This window comes from Exiguobacterium sp. PHA03, from assembly GCF_041945985.1.
Taxonomy (GTDB): Bacteria; Bacillota; Bacilli; order Exiguobacteriales; family Exiguobacteriaceae; genus Exiguobacterium_A.
This window is the reverse complement of sequence record NZ_JAUTYQ010000001.1, coordinates 1,570,235-1,589,322: the sequence shown is the minus strand read 5'-3', so window position 1 is coordinate 1,589,322 and position 19,088 is coordinate 1,570,235. Positions and strand designations below refer to the sequence as shown.

The following is a 19,088-nucleotide window of genomic DNA, read 5'->3' as shown; positions in this document are numbered from 1 at the left end:
TTGTCATAAGAATGAGCGTTGAATCTTATGCCAAAATGTATTGTTCGTCAATTTGACGGTTTTAAGTTCTTTTTCAGAGAGCTGGATATCGACTGAATCCGTTCGTGTCAGGCTGAGTGCTTCGTTATCCATCCCGATGATCGGATAATCGTTTCCGTCCTCAATGATGCGTAACGAGAGTTTCCGTCCGCGGTTCAATAGGAAAGCAGAACCGAGTGTCCGGTACCGGTTATTGTTAACGGAAGCGATCTCGCTGACTTGAAGACAGTGGATCAATGGATCGACGATCGCACCAGAAAGTGACTTGTTATAAGCCGTAGATCCCGTCGGTGTTGAGATGACCATTCCATCCCCGCGGAATGTCTCAAACAGGAAGTCATCGATATAGACTTCGATTGCGAGTGATTTGATGATGCTCGACTTTACGGAACATTCGTTCAGACAGAGCATCGGTGGTCCACCGTTGATGGATGCTTCAAGTAGTGGATAACGACGTACTTCGATTTCGCCATCCGAGACACGATTGCCCGTCTCTTTAAAGATTGCTTCGACCGCAGAAAGATCATTGATATCAAAGTCACAGTAGAACGAGTTTGGTCCTTCAGCGAATCCGACATAGATCGCATCATCACGGAAACCTGTGAAGCGTGCCGCTTGCAAGAAAGCCCCATCTCCACCAATCGAGACGATGATGTTTGCTTGTCGATGATCTTGGACGACATTCAGTCCGTATCGTGTACCGACATCAATCAACTTTCGCACCTGCGTCTCGTGTCTTTGTGTATTTCGGTAGTACAGGTAGACATTATTTCGAGCCATGGTCAATTCCCCCTTGAAAGCGTTTCATGAACTCTTTTATTATACCTGTTTTTTAGAAAGACGGGTACTGAAGTCCATCAATTATGGCAGAATACTTGCCATCTTCGCAGATCATTCCTATAGTTAAATAGAAAATACAGTATATCCAATCAGGGGAAAAGGGGAATTCATATGGCAACGTTTAAAGGAAATCCAATCACACTTCAAGGTACAGCGGTTCAAGTCGGACAAACAGCACCAGACTTTCAAGTGTTAGCTAACGACTTATCGCCCGTAACACGTGATACATACCAAGGTGTTCGAATCATCAGTGTCGTCCCATCAATCGATACAGGGGTATGCGATGCGCAGACTCGTAAATTTAACGAAGAAGCAGCTAAAATCGAAGGTGTGACGGTCATGACGATCTCAAACGACCTTCCGTTCGCGCAACGTCGTTGGTGTGCGTCAAGTGGTCTTGATCAAGTCGTGACATTGTCTGATCACCGTGATCTTTCATTCGGTACACAGTACGGCGTGGCAATCGAAGAATTACGTCTGCTTGCTCGCTCTGTCTTCGTCTTAGATTCGAACAACGAGATCACGTATGTCGAATACCTCGAAGAATCAACGGATGAGGTAAATTTCGAAGCAGCACTCGCTGCAGCACGTGAAGCGAAGTAAGAATGGTTTACAAACGACGCTGAAGCGTTACAATGGAACTAATGATAGAAACGGCTCCCGCTCTACGGGGGGCCGTTTCGTTTTGGAGAGGATGACGTACATGGAGCCGTTAGAAAAGTTATATAAGGAATTAACACGTCAAACAAAACAAATCGAACGTGATCTTGATATGCCTTACCTAGAAGCGTTGACGACTGTGATTGACCGGTTGAACGATCGCCATACTGAAAATGTAGACAAAGAGGTCATTCGAAAGGCAGTATCGCTTGCTATTTTAGAAGGGATGAAACAAGCGCAACCGAACCATTTGCCGACGCCAGACAGCGTCGCTTTGTTTGCTGGTTATCTAATCGGGAAATTGGTAGGTAAGGAGGACATCCGACTACTTGAATTAGGAAGTGGAACAGGTGGTATGTTACACGCTGTCTTGAGTCAGCTTTCGACGGGCACATCTGCTGAAGCAGTTGAGGTAGATGAGACGTTAATTCGTTTATCGGCAGCGGTAACGGAATTACTCGACTATCCTGTTACGTATACGCATCAAGATGCGTTACGACCTTTGTTGCTAGATCCAGTTGATCTTGCGATGGCTGATCTCCCAGTCGGTTATTATCCGGATGAAGAGGCTGCTGCTTCTTACATCTTGAAACGAGATGAGGGTATGAGCTATAGTCATTTCTTATTGATCGAACAAGCGATGCAATATGTCAAACCAGGTGGGTTCGGTGTTTTTGTCATTCCGAACGGTTTGTTCCAGCATGATACGGAAGGCAAGTTGAAACAGTACTTTGAATCAAAAGCGCACGTCATCGGCATTTTACAATTGCCGTTAACCATGTTCAAACAAGAACAGGCAGCAAAAAGTTATTTGATCGTCCGTAATCATTTAGCCGGTATGAAGATGCCAAAACAAGCGTTACTTGCTGAACTACCATCTTTCACAGATGCCCGTGCGTTTGGTGGTATGGTGAAACAGATTGATGAATGGATTAACACAGAATTAAAATGAATTACGCAAAGTGATTGAAATCTGTCGTTAATTTGACTATTCTAGTTGTAGAACAGAAATAGAAGAAAACCTAAACAGATGTGAATGTTCATTGGATTCAAATGGAAAAGGGGAAAAATCATGGCAAAAATTATGGCGGTAAACGCAGGTAGTTCGTCTTTGAAGTTCCAATTGCTCGAAATGCCGAACGAAACGATGATTGCAGTCGGACTCGTTGAACGTGTCGGTAAAGACGATGCAATCTTTACGATTAAATATGGTGAAGGACAAAAGTATACAGATGTCCTCCCGCTTGCAACACATAAAGAAGCAGTCGAGTTATCCCTCGAAAAATTAATGGAGTTCGGAATCATCTCGTCTTACGATGAGATTAAAGGTGTCGGACATCGTGTTCTTCATGGTAAAGAAAAATATGCAGACTCTGTATTGATCACGGATGAAGTCATGCAAGATATCGAGTCGTATACAGAACTCGGACCACTTCACATTCCACCAAACTTGATCGGAATCCGGGCATTCCAAGCATTGCTTCCGGAAGTGCCGCAAGTGGCGGTCTTCGATACGGCGTTCCATCAAACGATGCCAGAAGAAAACTTCCTTTACAGCTTACCGTATGATTACTACACAGAATACGGTATCCGTAAATATGGTTTCCACGGTACGAGCCACAAATATGTTACGGAACGTGCATCTGAATTACTTGGTCGTCCATTAAAAGACCTTCGTTTGATCTCATGTCACTTAGGTAGCGGAGCATCAATCGCAGCAGTTTCGGGTGGCGAATCAATCGATACGACGATGGGCTTCACACCGCTTGAAGGGATCACGATGGGAACACGTTCTGGTTCACTTGACCCAGCTTTGATTCCATTCTTGATGGAGAAAACAGGGAAAACAGCGGAAGAAGTCTTGAACGTCATGAACAAAGAGTCTGGAATCTACGGACTCTCAGGTCTTTCAAGTGACTTGCGTGACGTCCAAACGGCTGCGAAGGAAGGAAACCACCGTTCAGAGATGGCACTCCGTATCTTCGCGAACCGTATCCACGGATACATCGGGCAATATGCTGCTGAGATGAATGGTGTTGACGCCATTATCTTCACAGCTGGTGTTGGGGAAAACTCAGATTCAATCCGTGAGCGTGTCCTACGTGGTCTCGAATTCATGGGCGTTTACTGGGATCCATCACTCAACAATGGAGCTCATGGAGAAGAACTCTTCATTAACTACCCACACTCACCAGTCAAAGTCATTATCATTCCAACGAATGAAGAATTGATGATCGCACGCGATACAGTTCGTGTTGGTGGATTGGTTGCTCAAAACGCATAATTTTTAAAAAGGACTGAATCGTTAATACGACAATTTAGTCCTTTTTTTGATGAAATCCCAGAAAAGTGATACGCGAACGTATGATCTATTGTTACGGCGTTTGTCATACAACGAAAAAAGAAGCGTCATCATCGTAAAAATAAACCTAAAAAAGGGTCATTTCTTAAAAAAATGAGTCTTTTGTAACATAACGGTAATAGTACAGACATATTTTTGTGGTCTATATGTAACGGCACTACTTGCTTTTGTCATGTATATTAATCTCAGTTAACAAACACGAAACAATGATGGAGGAGAAAATACATGATGAAACGAATGCTCGCAAGTGTTTTAACGGTCGTGTTAGCACTCAGTTCGTTCGCAGGTCTTCAAGCAGAGGCTGCAACTAAGAAAAGCGTCAAGTCAACAGTCGATAGCCTAGTCATTCGTCAAAAAGCTACTACTTCTTCGAAGAAACTCGGTCTTCTATATAAGAACCAAACGTTATCGTACAAAGCAAAAACAGGGAACTGGTACAAAGTAAGCTACAAAGGTAAGACGGCTTATCTTAGCGCGAGCTACTCGAAGGTCGTGACGTCAAGCGGATCAAAAAAACAATCTACGGGCGGTTGGAAAACAGTCACGAACGTGAGTGCGACAGCTTATACACCGTATGATCCAGGCAGTGGCAACCTGACAGCAATCGGTTGGAACATCAAAAGCTCGAAAAAGAAAGTCGTAGCTGTTGATCCACGTGTCATTCCACTTCGTTCGACAGTCAAAGTGTATTACAAAGGGAAGTTGAAAGGGACATATACAGCTGCTGATACTGGCGGTGCCATCAAAGGTAAGAAGATGGATATCCTTTACTACTCTCGTTCAGAAGCATTCAACTGGGGTCGTCGTACCGTTACAGTAAAATACAAATGATTTCAAACCATCGGACATTGGTTCGATGGTTTTTTGTTTAAGCAGGTCGTCAAAAAGCCTCTCTTCCTTTGAGATGAAGGGAGAGAGGCTTTGTTTGATAGAAGAGTGGTTCATAAACGAACGATCAAGACGTCACATTTTGCGTAACGCGTAATGCTTTCAGAGACACTACCGATGAAGAAACGCTCAACAGCGTTTAAGCCGGTCGCGCCACAGATGATTAAATCAGCATCGTGATTAGGAGCAAGTTTTTTGGCAATCGTGACTTTTGGAGAACCGTATTCAATTGCAACTTCGACTTCCTGTACACCGCGATCTTGAGCGGTCTTGACATATTCGTCTAGCAATTCCTTCGCGTAAGATTCAGCACGTTCCGTGATGGTACGGTCATATGCTTCTACTGTTGCGAACGTCCGTGTATCAATGACGTGTGCGATGATCAATTTTGCATCATTTCGCAATGAAACATCGATTGCCGTCTCGAAGGCACGTTCTGCCTCTTTTGAGCCATCTACTGCTACAAGTACATTATGATAGACGATTGCCATGATGAATCCATCCCTTCGTAATCGATATGATGAGTACACCCTAATTATACCATTCTCTTACTGGAAGCGGACGAAACATTCAACGAGTTCTAAAAATTGTCCTACCTTTCCATTCCGTCGTAAGATGGAGTCAGTGAAAGGGGGCGATGCCAAGATGAGGCACGCGTTAATTACAGCAGGTACAAAAGGACTGGGAGAACGAGTAACACGCCAGTTATTGGAAGAAGGATGGAAAGTAACAGCGTTCCATCGTTCTGAACCCGAGTTTACACATCCGAATCTTGTGACGATTCAAGCAGACGTGACGAACCAAGAAGAAGTGGAACACGCAGCTCAACAAGCGATTAACGAGCAAGGTCGGATTGATGCGTTGATACTTAATGCAGGACCATATATATTCGAGCGGAAAGCATTAGTAGATTATAGCGATCAAGAATGGAATGAAGTCATTATCGGGAATCTGACCGCTAGTTTCTGGTTATTACGTCAAGTATTACCCGTCATGCGTAAGCAAGCCTATGGTCGAATCATCACGTATGGTTTTCCGGAAAGTGCGACAGCGCCAGGATGGGTGTGCCGGGCGGCGTTCGCTGCTGCTAAAAGCGGGATGGTGAGTTTGACGAAGAGTGTGGCGCTTGAAGAGGCAGAGCACGGCATTACGGTCAACATGGTCAATCCGGGGAACATTGTCGGTGATAACAAGACGAAACGGATTTCCGAAGCAGAGCAAGATGAAGAAACACCGGTCGGAAGAACGGGTGTCGGGGAAGATATCGCTCGCGCCATCTCCTTCTTACTCGCAGAAGAATCAAGTATGATCACAGGTGCGATTCTTGATGTGACAGGGGGCGTCAATGTCGTCCATCAATCCCGTAAGTAAATAAAAAACACCTAATCCATCGCTTGGATTAGGTGTTTTTACTGATTTAAGATGATGGAATCGATTGAAGGTGTTTTGGTGTGCGAGTTAACGCAACCGGACCTTCCGCAGTAAGATGGATATCATCTTCGATCCGGACGCCGCCGACTCCGGGAACATAGATACCTGGTTCGAGCGTGTAGACGATACCAGCTTCAGCCGTCAGTAAGTTGTTTGAAGCGAGGGACGGGAATTCGTGAACCTCGATTCCGAGTCCGTGACCGACGCGATGTGTGAAGTACTGACCGTAGCCAGCCTCTGTGATGACGTCGCGGGCTGCTTTATCCAACGAGCCGAGTGTCGTACCGATCTGACTCGCTTTTGTCGCGGCTTCAAGTGCTTGGCGGACCGTTTCATAGATTTTCGTCTGTTCTTCGCTTGCCTGACCATAAATGAAGGTCCGTGTAATGTCTGAACAGTAGCCTTTCCAAATGACACCGAGATCGAATAGGACGAAATCGCCTTCTTGGATGACGCGGTCACCTGGGACACCGTGTGGATCAGCACTGTTTGCACCAAATAGGACAAGCGTATCGAACGACATCTCGCGGACGCCTTTTTTCTTCATTTCATATTCGATTTCCGCAATGACTTCGATTTCCGTGATACCTGGACGGATCGCTTGTTTACCGATTTCGATCGCTTCATCCGCAAGTGCTGCTGCTTCTTGAAGGATAGCAATTTCTTCCGGTGTTTTCTTCAAGCGAAGCGCTTGTAAGGACTCACCAATATCAAGAATGGCTGCATTTTCAAGATGTGAGCTCAGTTCTTGATATCGACTAAACGTCATATGTTCACCTTCAATACCGATCCGATTGTTTGAATGTTCAAATGTCTTGAATAATTCAGCTAAACGATCGAATGGATTTTCATGATCCTCATACGTGACGACGTCTCCTTCCCAAGGACTCGCTGCAACGATACTTGCTTCGAGTGCCGGGCAGAATAATACATGTTTGCCGGTTACATCAACGAGGACTGCCATGACACGTTCGTGAGGTTCGGCGTAGACTCCTGAAAAGTAAAAGACATTCGCCTTTGAAGTAATGACAGCTAAATCGATTCCTTGTTCTTTCAAGAAAGCACTAATGTAATTCGTACGTTCGCTCATATGTGATTCCACCTCTCTGCTCATTTTCTACATAAGTATACCATCGTCCGATTCGAAAAACATTTATCGTAAATCAGACTAGTACACGTTTTCATCTTTAGAGTAGTACAGTATAATGACAGGAGAGTAGAAAAAAGGAAAAGAAGGGATACAGTATGCCTACGAAACACGAACAGATCATTCGACATATCGAAGATCTTGATGTCGGAACGAAGATTTCCGTCCGACAAATCGCGAAGGACTTGACCGTATCCGAAGGAACGGCCTATCGCGCCATCAAGGAAGCGGAGAATCTTGGGTTCGTCTCGACGATTGAACGAGTCGGAACGATTCGAATCAAAAAGAAACAAAAAGAAAATATTGAGAAGCTGACATTCGCGGAGGTCGTGAATATCGTCGATGGTCAAGTTCTCGGTGGAAGAAACGGATTACACAAGACATTGACGAAATTCGTCATTGGCGCAATGAAGCTTGAAGCGATGATGCGTTACATCGATGTCGACAGTCTCGTCATCATCGGGAACCGTGAAAAAGCACACGAACTTGTGCTTGAAGCAGGGGCCGCTGTATTGATCACCGGTGGATTTGATACAACGGAGGATGCAAAACGATTGGCGGATGAGATGGAGTTACCCATCATTTCGACGTCATACGATACATTTACGGTCGCAACGATGATCAACCGAGCGATTTATGATCGATTGATCAAAAAAGAAATCTTACTCGTCTCGGATATCTTGATCCCTTTACATGATACGTTCTATTTACAGACGACGGATCCGATTTCACGTTGGCACGAGTTGAACGAACAGACGAAACACAATCGTTACCCTGTCATCGATGAACAAATGAAGGTCGTCGGTGTCGTGACGGCGAAGGACATCATTGACCGTCCACATGACTGGGCTGTTGAAAAAGTCATGACGCGGCATCCAATTACGGTCGGCATTCGAACGAGTGTCACGAATTCTGCGCATCAGATGGTATGGGAAGGCATCGAAATGTTACCGGTCATTGACCAGTATGGGCGATTGCTTGGGATCATTAGCCGTCAAGATGTCCTCAAGGCGTTGCAACTGGCGAATCGCCAGCCGCAGGTCGGGGAGACGTTCGATGATCTGATCACAGGGCAGATTAAAGCGGCAGAGGACGAACGGGGACCGTACTTATCCCTTGAGGTTTCTCCACAAATGACGAATTTCATGGGGACTGCTTCAAGTGGTGTATTGACGACGCTTCTCGTCGAAGGGGCGACGCGAATGTTGCGTCACATGAAGAAAGGTGACCTTGTCATTGAAAACGTCAGCATCTATTTCATTAAACCTGTTCAGATCGAGAGCACGGTAACGATCCGGGCCAATGTCTTTGACGTTGGTCGGAAATTCGGGAAAGTCGATGTCGAAATGTATCAAGGTACACAAATCGTTGCGAAAGCACTCGTGACTTCGCAACTCATCGATCGTTAAGTGAATACAAAAAGAACCGAAGTCGATTGACTTCGGTTCCTCTGAATCTCGCTCAGGATTGCTCCATCTCACGGACGACATATGGATAAATCTTTTTGTAACGGATGAATCCAGCGATGAATGAAGCAACACCGACGATGATTAAAATAGAACAGACAACTTTTCCGACGAGTGTCGTTAATCCGTTCCCGGAAACGAACTGATTGACGGCAAATAGGATGACGAACAGACTCAACCAAATGCTCGCTTGTGTATTGAACAAGTATTTTCGGTTCGTACTTTTCGTATGGAACGCGCGGCGTTTTGCTAACAAATACCCACCAAGCGAGAAAACGATGAGGGCGATGAGGATGAATTGCATGTTAAAAGGACCTCCTTTTTGTCTTCATCTAGTATCATATCAAGATTATAGGAGCTGTGCACAGTGAAAGAGCAAATCAAACAAATGATTGAAGCTGCAAATACGATCATCATTCATCGTCATGAACGACCGGATCCCGATGCACTCGGTAGTCAGTTCGGCTTACAATTGACATTGCAACACCAGTTTCCTGAAAAAACAGTCTTGTCGGCAGGTGAGATGGCGACATCATTGTCATTTATGGGGAAGCTCGATCAGGTAGAAGACGAGTTATACAAAGAGGCGTTAGTCGTGATTTTGGATACGGCGAATCAAGCACGGATTGACGGGAAGGTCGCGATGACAGGAAAAGACGTCATTAAAATCGACCATCATCCCGATGAGGATCCATACGCGTCAGTGCAACTCGTCGATACGACGATGAGTTCGACATCGGAACTGCTCGTTCATCTATTGAATGAATGGGGATACGACATTCCGGCATCAGCTGCTATTCAATTCTATGCGGGAATCGTCGGTGACACGGGACGTTTTCAATTCCGTGGTACGACGAAACGAACGTTTGAAGTCGCGGCGCAATTGATTGATGTAGGGATTGATACAGATTGGTTGTATCGCAATATGTACCAAACAGAACTGGCGGCGCTTCATCTACAAGGATATGTTCTTCAACATCTCCAATTGACGGATCAAGGCGTCGGTTATGTCGTTTTGACACAGGATACATTGAAGCAATTTGGAGCAACGGTCGAACAAGCATCGTTACTCGTCAATAGTTTTGCCGGTTTACAAGGAATGAAGTGCTGGGCGCTGTTCCTCGAAACGGATATGGAAGTTCGCGTCCGAATTCGCTCGAAGGGTCCAGTCATCAATGAAGTAGCAAAAGAATTCAATGGCGGTGGACATCCAATGGCGTCTGGTGCGACGATTGAACAGTTAAGTGAAGTCGAACGTGTCGTTAATCGTCTGAATGAGGTCGCTGCGAACTTCCAGTTTTAAATGGAAAAAAGGCTGCTCGGTCTCATTCCTCTCATGAGGAAGCGGAGCGAACAGCCTTTTTATGCTTATTTCGTTTTTGTTTCTTCTTGCGGAATGAACCATACGCCACGATCGGTGTGGTCTTCAATGACATTCAGTTGAAGTTCAGCGACCGACTTGCGAATCTTCTCAGCGATTTCTTCCGTTTCAGTAAAAGCAGTAACACCTAACTTTAGTTGTTCAACCTTTTCACGTGCGATTTGACTACGATTCAAAATCATGAGAAATGCTCCTTCCGTACCCGTCATGATATTTCTATACTTATTGTAGCGAATAATAAATCAGATGGCGAGTACTTGAGTTAGTTAGATATGAATGTTCTGAAAACTTTTTAAGCTTTCATCAGAAGAGAGAGGAGAATAGAAGATGCACTTAAATGTCCGGACACAATATAGTCCCTTACAAAGTTTGATTCGAATCGAGACGTACCTCGATGAGCTTGTTCATCGTCAGCTTGGACGAGCGATCATCTGTGAAACGACATTAACCGGAGTTCCGGCATTCATCGAGGCGTGTCAGCGTCGACAGTTACAACCGGTCATTGGCTGGGAACAGCGAATCGAGGAAGAAGACTGTTGTATCTTGTGGTTTGCTTTTTCTTCTGATGGCTTACGGCAATTGTACCGATTAGCTAGTGAACAACCGGTTATTGAAGCCTCATCGCTCATTGCGGTGCTCGTTCCGCTTCGTCAGGCATCGGAAGATATGACACGTCTACGTCGTTCCGTCGTGCAGTGGATGGGACACGTTCAAGGGGCGCGTACATATATGGGAGTGACTTCGAGTCGCTCGACGGTCGAGCGAGAGAGTCGCATGCGTTATCGGGAAGTAGCCGCATCACTCGGTGTAGAGACAATCCCGGTCGATCCTGTCCGTTATCTTCATCGAGCTGAAGCCCCAGCTTATCAAGCAATACGTGCGATCCGTGAAGCAACGACGTTCCAAGATCAAAAAACAGATCGTTTGATGCATTTAAAGACTCGAGAAGAGTTACTCGAAGACTTTACGGAGCGAGAAATCACGATGGCTGAGCAATTTGCCGCGACATCTGAACGCTTAGAGTTACCGTTCCAGCAACGTCCATTACCGCGCGTCGCAGAAGATTCGAATGCGATGCTACGGACGCATGCTGAAGAAGGATTACTGGCACACGGTCATGAAAGTAAAGAAGCGGCGGAACGTCTCGCCTATGAACTGTCCGTCATCGAACAAACCGGATTTGCTGATTATTTTTTGATCGTCGAGGAACTTATCCGACGAGCAAAGGCGAAAGGCATTCATGTTGGACCTGGTCGTGGGTCGGCAGCAGGCTCTCTCGTTAGTTATGCGCTTGGAATCACGACGGTTGATCCGTTGAAATATGGATTACTCTTTGAGCGGTTTTTGAATCCAGAGCGGATTTCGATGCCGGATATCGATATCGATATCGAAGATGAACGACGCGAAGAGGTATTAGAAGATCTCGTGATGCGTTACGGAAAAGACCATGTCGCTCAAATCGGAACATTATCAACGCTTGGTGCCAAAGCCGCTCTGCGAGACGTCGGACGAACACTGGAGTTTTCAAAAGATGAACTGGATGCTGCAGTCAAACAACTTGGGAAATCGACGACGTTACAAGGAATCGAACAAAATAAACAGACGTATCGCTGGTTCTCTGGAAGTGAAAAACGTCGACAACTCTTACAGCTAGCGCAAGCAGTCGAAGGTCTCCCGCGACAACGTTCGGTTCACGCAGCCGGCGTCGTCATCGGGTCAGAGAATCTCGTCGAGACGACACCCTTAGAGACAGGACCGAACGAGCGATACGTGACGCAGTTCCTGATGCAAGCATTAGAACGTCAAGGATTACTGAAGATTGACTTGCTGGGGCTGCGCAATCTTAGTCGTTTGCGTCGGATGGAAGAATTGATTCGAAGAGAACACCCCTCTTTTACGCTCTCGCAAATTCCAGAAGAAGATCGTGCGACGTTCCAAGTCTTTGCCCGCGCTGAGACGGATGATATCTTCCAATTCGAATCACCAGGCATGAAACAAACATTGCGAGAAGTGAAACCGAATCGATTTGAAGATTTGGTCGCCACGATGTCGCTCTATCGTCCAGGACCGATGAAATTCATTGATCTGTACGCAAAACGAAAAGCCGGTCAACCTTATCAGATGGTACATCCTGTATTAGAAGAGGTGCTGGCGTCGACATATGGCATCATCGTCTACCAAGAGCAAGTCATGGAAATCACACGGCGAGTGGCTGGTTTTACGCTTGCTCAAGCAGATATATTACGACGTGCGATTTCCAAGAAGAGTACGGATTCGCTCGAACAGGAACGTCTCCATTTTTTAGAAGGTGCACGAACGAATGGATTCGATGATACAGTAGCACATTCACTTTATGAACAAATCGAACGTTTTGCCGGATATGGATTTAACCGAAGTCATGCAGTCGCCTACTCAAAGATTAGTTATGCCCTTGGGTATATCAAAGCGCATTTCCCGCAAATTTTCTTTCTCGTTTCGGTGGAACAACCGGAACGCCTCGTCCGGTTGATGCGCGAACGACGTCTCCCTGTCCTATCACCGGACGTCTGGATTTCCGATTATCGTTCTTCACTAGAGGGAAAGGGGATTCGACTTGGAATCCATGTGATTAAAGGTATTTCCGAGCGAGAGTTCGAACGGTTAAAAGAAGCGTCGAAGCACACGGCGACGATCGCCGATCTATTGACTCATGTCGGATGGGGTAAAAAGGAACGAGCAAAAATCGAATTACTACTTTATAGTGGCGCATTAGACCGAGCGACGCACGGCGATCGTGGACTCGCTGAACAAGAGGTGCTCGAGTACTTCACGGAATCATCGAATACCTTATTACCGGACGAACTGGCAATCCTCGGGAAACGCCGGACACAGAAGTCATCGAAACGAAGCGATTCCGACTGGGCACGCCTGGAACGAGATGCACTCGGATTCTGGTTAACGTATTCTCCTTTGACGACAGCGATGAAAGCACCGGTCGAATCTGCTTATTTTCATGATCTTAGTGTCGGAGCAGACACGCATTATTTAATCTGCTATATTGATCAAATCCGAGAATTCAAGACGAAACGCGGTCAAGAGATGGCGGTCATTCAAGCGGTTGATGGGTATTCAAATGAAGAAGTCGTCGTATTCCCAAGTCAGTATGAGCGGTTCCGTCGTTCTCTTTATTTAGGGAATGTCTTATTGATCGAATTGAAGGTTCAAGATCGTGAAGGGGAGCGCCAATTCATTTTGGAACGGCTCCGGCCACTCGGACAAGATGTATTGTTCGTCAAGCTAACATCAAAAAATGAGCTAGCCACACTCGAACAATTGTTAGAAGCTGCGCCAGGCGATATTCCAGTCGTCGTTCGCTACGCTGATTCACGCGAGACGAAATCGTTACCGCCACTTTATGCAGTTCGGCATGATGAGGAATTATTAGCTCGTCTACGTATGCAGTTTGGTGAGGATCATGTCGTCCTGAAAAATGTGCCTCGCTCAAACTAGTAGTAGGTAATAAGATTTGTTATAATAAAGGGTAATTGGTCTGACCAATGCCACCGATTAAAGCAACCGACTGAAGGGTCAGAAAGGTGGTGCCGTATCGATATGGAGAAGAAACGAAATGCGTTTGAAGCCAATATCGCGGCGATTAAATTGATGATCGAACAAGATGGATTAGTTCCAGGAGACCGAATCCCATCGGAACGGGAACTGGCAGAACGACTATCCATCAGCCGACCGTCCGTACGAGAAGCATTACGGACGCTCGCTTATTTAGGCATCGTCGAGACACGACATGGAGGCGGAAGCTTTCTGTTGAACCGTGACGATCATACCTATATTCAAATCATCGCTCAATTCTTAGTGACTGGCGATTCGAAGTTCGAAGACTTGGCAGGAACGCTCCGCTTGCTTGAGCAAGCAGCGCTCGCGCAGCTGGATGACCTTTCGGTGCTTGCACCAGTCGTTGCATCCGATGCAGCGTTTCGTGAGACATTGATTCAGACGGTCGATAACGATCTGTTTGAACGAATCTGGCGACAAGTCAATGCCTTCCATAAAAGCTTCGGTCAAGGGGAACTCTATACGCAAGTGGAACGGGAACAACTCTTGAACCGCCCATAGATGACAAGGGGGAACTGAACGTGCAAGCATTTTTTCGAAAACCTAAAAAGTTCGTCACGTTGACTTCAAAGGAGCAACGTGTCGATGTGCCTGTTGGCTTAATGACAAAATGTCCGAAATGTAAATTGATCCAATATACGAAACAACTAGAAGCGAACCTACGCGTCTGTTCATGTGGATATCATCATCCATTGACTGCACAAGAACGTTTTACGCAATTATTTGATGAAGGTTCGGTAACATATTTTGATCTGCCAGCAGTTCAAGCGGATCCCCTCGGATTTGAGGACTATCCGGAAAAATTAAAAGGAGATCAAGTCAGAACGGGTCTTAAGGAAGCGATCGTCTGTGGCGTCGGGAATGTGAATGGTCACCCACTCGTCGCTTGTGTCATGGATGCGCGATTCCGGATGGGCTCGATGGGAGCTGCCGTTGGTGCTGCAATTTCTGAAGCTGTTCGTTACGCGACGAAACATCGTCTACCTGTCACGATATTCTCTGCTTCAGGTGGGGCACGGATGCAAGAAGGAATGGTCAGTCTCATGCAGATGGCGAAATCGAGTCTCTTTTTAAAACAGCATTCAGATGCAGGGTTACTCTATATTTCTTGTATGACCCATCCGACAACCGGTGGTGTATCAGCAAGTTTTGCGATGCTAGGTGATTTCAACATTGCTGAACCGGGTGCGTTGATTGGATTTGCGGGTCGCCGGATCATCGAACAGACGATTCGTGAAAAACTACCGGAAGATTTCCAAACAGCAGAATTCTTATTGCAAGCAGGTCAACTGGACGATGTCGTATCACGACACGATCTGAAGACGTACTATACGCGAATCTTAAAGCTACATGCGGAGGGAACGAACCATGCAACCATTTGACCAACCAGTCATCGCGTTACGCGAAAAAATTCTTGAACTTCATGACATGGCGGAAACGCAAGGACTTGACTTCAAGGAAGAACTGCAACTTCTTGAAGAACGCCTTCATCGGTTAGAACTCGATATTTACGGGAATATGAAAGCGTGGAATCGTGTTCAGTTGGCACGTCATCCAGAACGTCCAACGACACTCGATTACATTGAATCGATTTGTGAAGATTTCATCGAACTGCACGGTGATCGTCATGGGTATGATGATGCAGCAATCGTCGGTGGAATCGGAACGCTAAATGGTCGTCCCGTGACGATCATCGGTCATCAACGCGGAAAAGATACAAAAGAGAACATTCGTCGTAACTTCGGGATGCCACATCCAGAAGGGTACCGGAAAGCACTGCGTCTCATGCAACAAGCGGAAAAATTCAACCGACCGATCATTACGTTCATTGACACGAAAGGAGCATATCCAGGACGTGCGGCAGAAGAACGCGGTCAAAGTGAAGCCATCGCGAAAAACTTGTTTGAGATGGCTGGGATGACTGTGCCAATCATCTCGATTGTCATTGGTGAAGGCGGTTCAGGTGGTGCTTTAGGAATCGGCGTTTGTGATCAGCTCTTGATGCTTGAGAACTCGACGTATTCCGTTATCTCTCCTGAAGGTGCTGCAGCATTATTGTGGAAAGATGCGAGTCTTGCGGAAAAGGCTGCAGAATCGATGAAAATCACAGCACCTGATTTGTTACGCCTTGGAATCGCGGATGCTATCATTCCTGAAGTCATCGGAGGAGCACATCTTGATGTGTCATTACAGGCGGATAAATTAAAATCTGTCTTGGTACAGAAGCTCGAAACTTTGGTTCATCTGACCAAGGAAGAGCTCCTCGATCAACGGACCGAAAAATATCACCAAATTGGCACATAAGCACCATGTAATCGCTATCATGATTGATATTCCTCATTTCCGGAATTGATGATGAAAAAGATAGTGAAAGTTTATGCAATCTGCCCTGTTGTAAAACAAGAAAACAACGTGCTATTTTAGATTCAGATTAATGGAGAGGTGATTAACGTGAGTTTAAAACGGATTGCTGTCTTAACGAGTGGCGGTGATGCACCAGGTATGAACGCCGCGGTGCGTGCTGTCACGCGTAAAGCGATTTTTCATGGCTTAGAAGTATTCGGTGTCTACAACGGGTATCAAGGATTAATCAACGGGGACATCGTCCAGTTGAACCTTGGATCAGTTGGTGACATCATTCAACGAGGTGGAACGTTCCTACGTTCAGCACGTTGCCCTGAGTTCCGTACAGAAGAAGGACGAGCAAAAGCGGTCGTCAATCTTAAGAAATTTGAAATTGATGCACTCGTCGTCGTAGGCGGAGACGGGTCGTATCGTGGTGCCCAAAAATTGACTGGACTTGGCTTCCCGACAATCGGACTTCCAGGTACGATCGATAACGATATTCCTGGAACGGACTATACGATCGGTTTTGATACAGCGCTCAACACGGCGCTTGAAGCGATCGATAAAATCCGTGATACAGCATCGTCGCATGAGCGGACGTATGTCATTGAAGTCATGGGACGCGATGCGGGTGATATCGCATTATATGCAGGACTTGCTGGTGGAGCAGAATCGATTCTTGTTCCTGAACGTCCTGAAGATTTAAAAGAAGTCCTCGATCGCATTCAAAGTGGTGTCAACCGCGGTAAGAAACACTCGATCGTCATCGTCGCTGAAGGTGCAGGTCGTGCTCAGGACGTGGGAGACGCTATCGCAAAAGAAACAGGTCTCGATACACGCGTCACGGTTCTTGGTCACGTTCAACGTGGTGGAGCACCGACGGCAGCGGACCGTGTACTTGCAAGTCGGATGGGGGCACATGCCATCGAAATCCTACTTCAAGGAAAACAAGGACGTGTCGTAGGTGTACGTGGTGGCAAGATGATTGATCTCGATATCGATGAGGCACTCGACGCAAACAAACATGAGCTGGATCTTGAAATCCTTGAGCTTTCAAAACAGCTTTCGATTTAACGAACGTCGATAGGATTGGAATGGGCAAGAGAACTTGGCCAAACACCGTAGGAGGTTTATGGAATATGCGCAGAACTAAAATTGTATGTACGATCGGACCGGCGTCAGAAAAACGTCTCCCAGAAATGATCGAAGCAGGTATGAACGTCGCTCGTTTGAACTTCTCACACGGCGATTATGAAGAACACGGTGCACGAATCACAGATATCCGTCGTGCAGCAAAAGAAGCAAACAAAATCGTTACGATTCTTCTTGATACGAAAGGTCCAGAAATCCGGACGCATACGTTCGAAGATGGAAAAGCACTTCTCGTACGTGGACAAGAAGTCATCGTCGTCAGTGGTGACGCAAACGAAATCGTCGGAACAAAAGATAAGTTCTCTGTTACGTATGAAGGACTTTATGATGACGTCGAAGTTGGTTCGATGATCATGCTTGATGATGGTCTCATCGGTCTTCGTGTCGTTGAAAAACTTCCAAACCGTGAACTTCGTTGCTCTATCGAAAACGAAGGTGTCATCAAAACGAAAAAAGGTGTCAACTTGCCAAACGTGAAGGTTAACCTTCCTGCTTTGACAGATAAAGACGTAGCTGATATCGAATTCGGAATCAAGAGCGATGTCGACTTAATCGCACCATCATTCGTACGCCGTGCGTCTGACGTCGTTGCGATTCGCCAATTGCTTGAGAAAAACAATGCGACTCACATCAAAATCTTCCCGAAAATCGAGAACCAAGAAGGCGTCGATAACATCGAAGAAATTCTCGCGATTTCAGACGGTTTGATGGTAGCGCGTGGTGACCTCGGTATCGAGATCCCGACAGAGGACGTAACACCAACTCAAAAAGACTTGATCAAGCTTTGTAATGACTTTGGTAAACCGGTCATCACAGCAACACAAATGCTTGATTCAATGCAACGTTTCCCACGTCCAACACGTGCTGAAGCATCAGACGTCGCGAACGCGATTCTTGATGGTACGGATGCAATCATGCTTTCAGGTGAGACAGCAGCAGGGGACTACCCGATTGAATCTGTCAAAATGATGCACTCGATCGCAAAACGTACAGAAAAAATGCTCGACTACAAACTCTTGTTGAAAGATCGTCAAACTCGCAGTGAGCACACAGTAACGGATGCGATCGCTCAAGCCGTTACGCACACAGCAATCAACTTGGATGCAAAAGCAATCTTGACACCGACACAATCGGGCTACACAGCATCACGTATCTCGAAATACCGTCCGGAGCCGAACATCGTCGCTGTTACACCAAGCGCACGTGTCGCACGTCAGTTAAACATCGTATGGGGTGTGTATCCAATCGTCGTCGATCATCTCTCAGACAACACGGATGATATGTTGACACTTGCTGCAGATACAGCGAAAGATGCTGGTTTTGTTACAGACGGTGACCTCGTCGTCATCTCGGCTGGTATCCCTGCTTTGACTGCTGGTACAACGAACATGCTAAAAGTTCACATCGTTGGTAAAGAGATCGCAAACGGTCGCGGAATCGGCGAACGTGGTGTTGTTGGTGAAGTCGTCATCGCAAACAATGCTGAAGAAGCAAATGCGAAAGCGAAACCAGGCATGATCCTCGTTACGAACTCAACAGATCGTGACATGATGCCTGCAATTGAATTGGCTGCAGCTATGATCACAGTAGATGGTGGATTGACTAGCCATGCTGGTATCGTTGGACCATCACTCGGTAAACCGGTCATCGTTGGTGTTGAAAATGCATTGACAGTCTTCAAAGACGGTCAAATGATCTCAATCGATCCATTGACAGGTAAACTGTATAACGCATAATTCATTCATGACGGACGTGACTTAGGTCATG

At 46.1% G+C, this 19,088-nt stretch carries 18 protein-coding genes; 13 read left to right on the top strand and 5 right to left on the bottom strand.

Annotation, left to right across the window (positions count from 1 at the left end; translation table 11 throughout):
• Positions 1 to 3 precede the first annotated feature (3 nt).
• Positions 4 to 819, bottom strand: coding sequence for an NAD kinase (locus tag Q7C19_RS08385; protein WP_023469054.1), 816 nt, complete (start codon positions 817 to 819; stop codon positions 4 to 6).
• Positions 820 to 984: 165 nt separating this feature from the next.
• On the opposite strand from Q7C19_RS08385, the gene tpx reads away from it, so the two are divergent.
• The 4 genes from tpx to Q7C19_RS08365 all read left to right on the top strand — a co-directional run bounded on the left by tpx (position 985) and on the right by Q7C19_RS08365 (position 4,732).
• Complete coding sequence (tpx, locus tag Q7C19_RS08380) at positions 985 to 1,482, top strand: thiol peroxidase (protein ID WP_155960139.1); 498 nt, start codon at positions 985 to 987, stop codon at positions 1,480 to 1,482.
• Positions 1,483 to 1,582: 100 nt separating this feature from the next.
• A complete protein-coding gene (locus tag Q7C19_RS08375) occupies positions 1,583 to 2,491 on the top strand; it encodes a class I SAM-dependent methyltransferase (protein WP_023469052.1) in 909 nt (302 codons plus the stop codon).
• A gap of 120 nt (positions 2,492 to 2,611) precedes the next feature.
• A complete protein-coding gene (locus Q7C19_RS08370) occupies positions 2,612 to 3,823 on the top strand; it encodes an acetate kinase (RefSeq protein WP_035406240.1) in 1,212 nt (403 codons plus the stop codon).
• A gap of 303 nt (positions 3,824 to 4,126) precedes the next feature.
• The gene (locus Q7C19_RS08365; protein WP_035406242.1) at positions 4,127 to 4,732 is read left to right on the top strand and encodes a 3D domain-containing protein; all 606 of its coding nucleotides are present in this window, start codon (positions 4,127 to 4,129) and stop codon (positions 4,730 to 4,732) included.
• A gap of 110 nt (positions 4,733 to 4,842) precedes the next feature.
• Here Q7C19_RS08365 and Q7C19_RS08360 read toward each other — a convergent pair whose 3' ends face one another.
• Positions 4,843 to 5,280 carry a universal stress protein gene (locus Q7C19_RS08360; protein ID WP_029342342.1) on the bottom strand — a complete coding sequence of 146 codons (438 nt, stop codon included), beginning with the start codon at positions 5,278 to 5,280 and terminating at the stop codon, positions 4,843 to 4,845.
• A gap of 154 nt (positions 5,281 to 5,434) precedes the next feature.
• Here Q7C19_RS08360 and Q7C19_RS08355 point away from each other — a divergent pair, with 154 nt between their 5' ends.
• Positions 5,435 to 6,160, top strand: a complete 726-nt coding sequence (locus Q7C19_RS08355; RefSeq protein ID WP_375091944.1) for an SDR family oxidoreductase — start codon at positions 5,435 to 5,437, stop codon at positions 6,158 to 6,160.
• Positions 6,161 to 6,206: 46 nt separating this feature from the next.
• On the opposite strand, the gene Q7C19_RS08350 is transcribed toward Q7C19_RS08355, so the two are convergent.
• Positions 6,207 to 7,310, bottom strand: coding sequence for a M24 family metallopeptidase (locus Q7C19_RS08350; protein ID WP_035406247.1), 1,104 nt, complete (start codon positions 7,308 to 7,310; stop codon positions 6,207 to 6,209).
• 155 nt (positions 7,311 to 7,465) lie between these two features.
• Here Q7C19_RS08350 and Q7C19_RS08345 point away from each other — a divergent pair, with 155 nt between their 5' ends.
• Positions 7,466 to 8,776, top strand: a complete 1,311-nt coding sequence (locus tag Q7C19_RS08345) for a DRTGG domain-containing protein (RefSeq protein WP_023469046.1) — start codon at positions 7,466 to 7,468, stop codon at positions 8,774 to 8,776.
• A gap of 52 nt (positions 8,777 to 8,828) precedes the next feature.
• On the opposite strand, the gene Q7C19_RS08340 is transcribed toward Q7C19_RS08345, so the two are convergent.
• Positions 8,829 to 9,137: a YtpI family protein gene (locus Q7C19_RS08340; RefSeq protein WP_056062684.1), complete on the bottom strand. Its 309-nt coding sequence runs from the start codon at positions 9,135 to 9,137 to the stop codon at positions 8,829 to 8,831.
• Between the two features lie 63 nt (positions 9,138 to 9,200).
• Here Q7C19_RS08340 and Q7C19_RS08335 point away from each other — a divergent pair, with 63 nt between their 5' ends.
• Positions 9,201 to 10,136, top strand: a complete 936-nt coding sequence (locus Q7C19_RS08335; RefSeq protein ID WP_375091943.1) for a DHH family phosphoesterase — start codon at positions 9,201 to 9,203, stop codon at positions 10,134 to 10,136.
• Between the two features lie 65 nt (positions 10,137 to 10,201).
• Here the strand turns inward: Q7C19_RS08335 and Q7C19_RS08330 are convergent, their stop codons facing one another.
• Positions 10,202 to 10,396, bottom strand: coding sequence for a YtzJ family protein (locus Q7C19_RS08330; protein ID WP_035406258.1), 195 nt, complete (start codon positions 10,394 to 10,396; stop codon positions 10,202 to 10,204).
• A 145-nt stretch (positions 10,397 to 10,541) separates the two neighbouring features.
• Here Q7C19_RS08330 and dnaE point away from each other — a divergent pair, with 145 nt between their 5' ends.
• From dnaE to pyk, 6 genes are all read left to right on the top strand, one after another.
• The gene (gene dnaE / locus Q7C19_RS08325; protein WP_290772122.1) at positions 10,542 to 13,703 is read left to right on the top strand and encodes a DNA polymerase III subunit alpha; all 3,162 of its coding nucleotides are present in this window, start codon (positions 10,542 to 10,544) and stop codon (positions 13,701 to 13,703) included.
• 102 nt (positions 13,704 to 13,805) lie between these two features.
• Entirely contained in the window at positions 13,806 to 14,324 is a 519-nt protein-coding gene (locus Q7C19_RS08320) for a FadR/GntR family transcriptional regulator (protein WP_035406263.1), read from the top strand.
• A gap of 20 nt (positions 14,325 to 14,344) precedes the next feature.
• Complete coding sequence (gene accD / locus Q7C19_RS08315; RefSeq protein ID WP_056062672.1) at positions 14,345 to 15,205, top strand: acetyl-CoA carboxylase, carboxyltransferase subunit beta; 861 nt, start codon at positions 14,345 to 14,347, stop codon at positions 15,203 to 15,205.
• Complete coding sequence (gene accA / locus Q7C19_RS08310; protein ID WP_035406271.1) at positions 15,192 to 16,127, top strand: acetyl-CoA carboxylase carboxyl transferase subunit alpha; 936 nt, start codon at positions 15,192 to 15,194, stop codon at positions 16,125 to 16,127. Before accD ends, accA begins: the two co-directional genes overlap by 14 nt.
• Positions 16,128 to 16,274: 147 nt before the next feature.
• Entirely contained in the window at positions 16,275 to 17,243 is a 969-nt protein-coding gene (pfkA, locus tag Q7C19_RS08305) for a 6-phosphofructokinase (protein WP_035406276.1), read from the top strand.
• A 65-nt stretch (positions 17,244 to 17,308) separates the two neighbouring features.
• Positions 17,309 to 19,057: a pyruvate kinase gene (pyk, locus tag Q7C19_RS08300; protein ID WP_035406280.1), complete on the top strand. Its 1,749-nt coding sequence runs from the start codon at positions 17,309 to 17,311 to the stop codon at positions 19,055 to 19,057.
• Positions 19,058 to 19,088 lie beyond the last annotated feature (31 nt).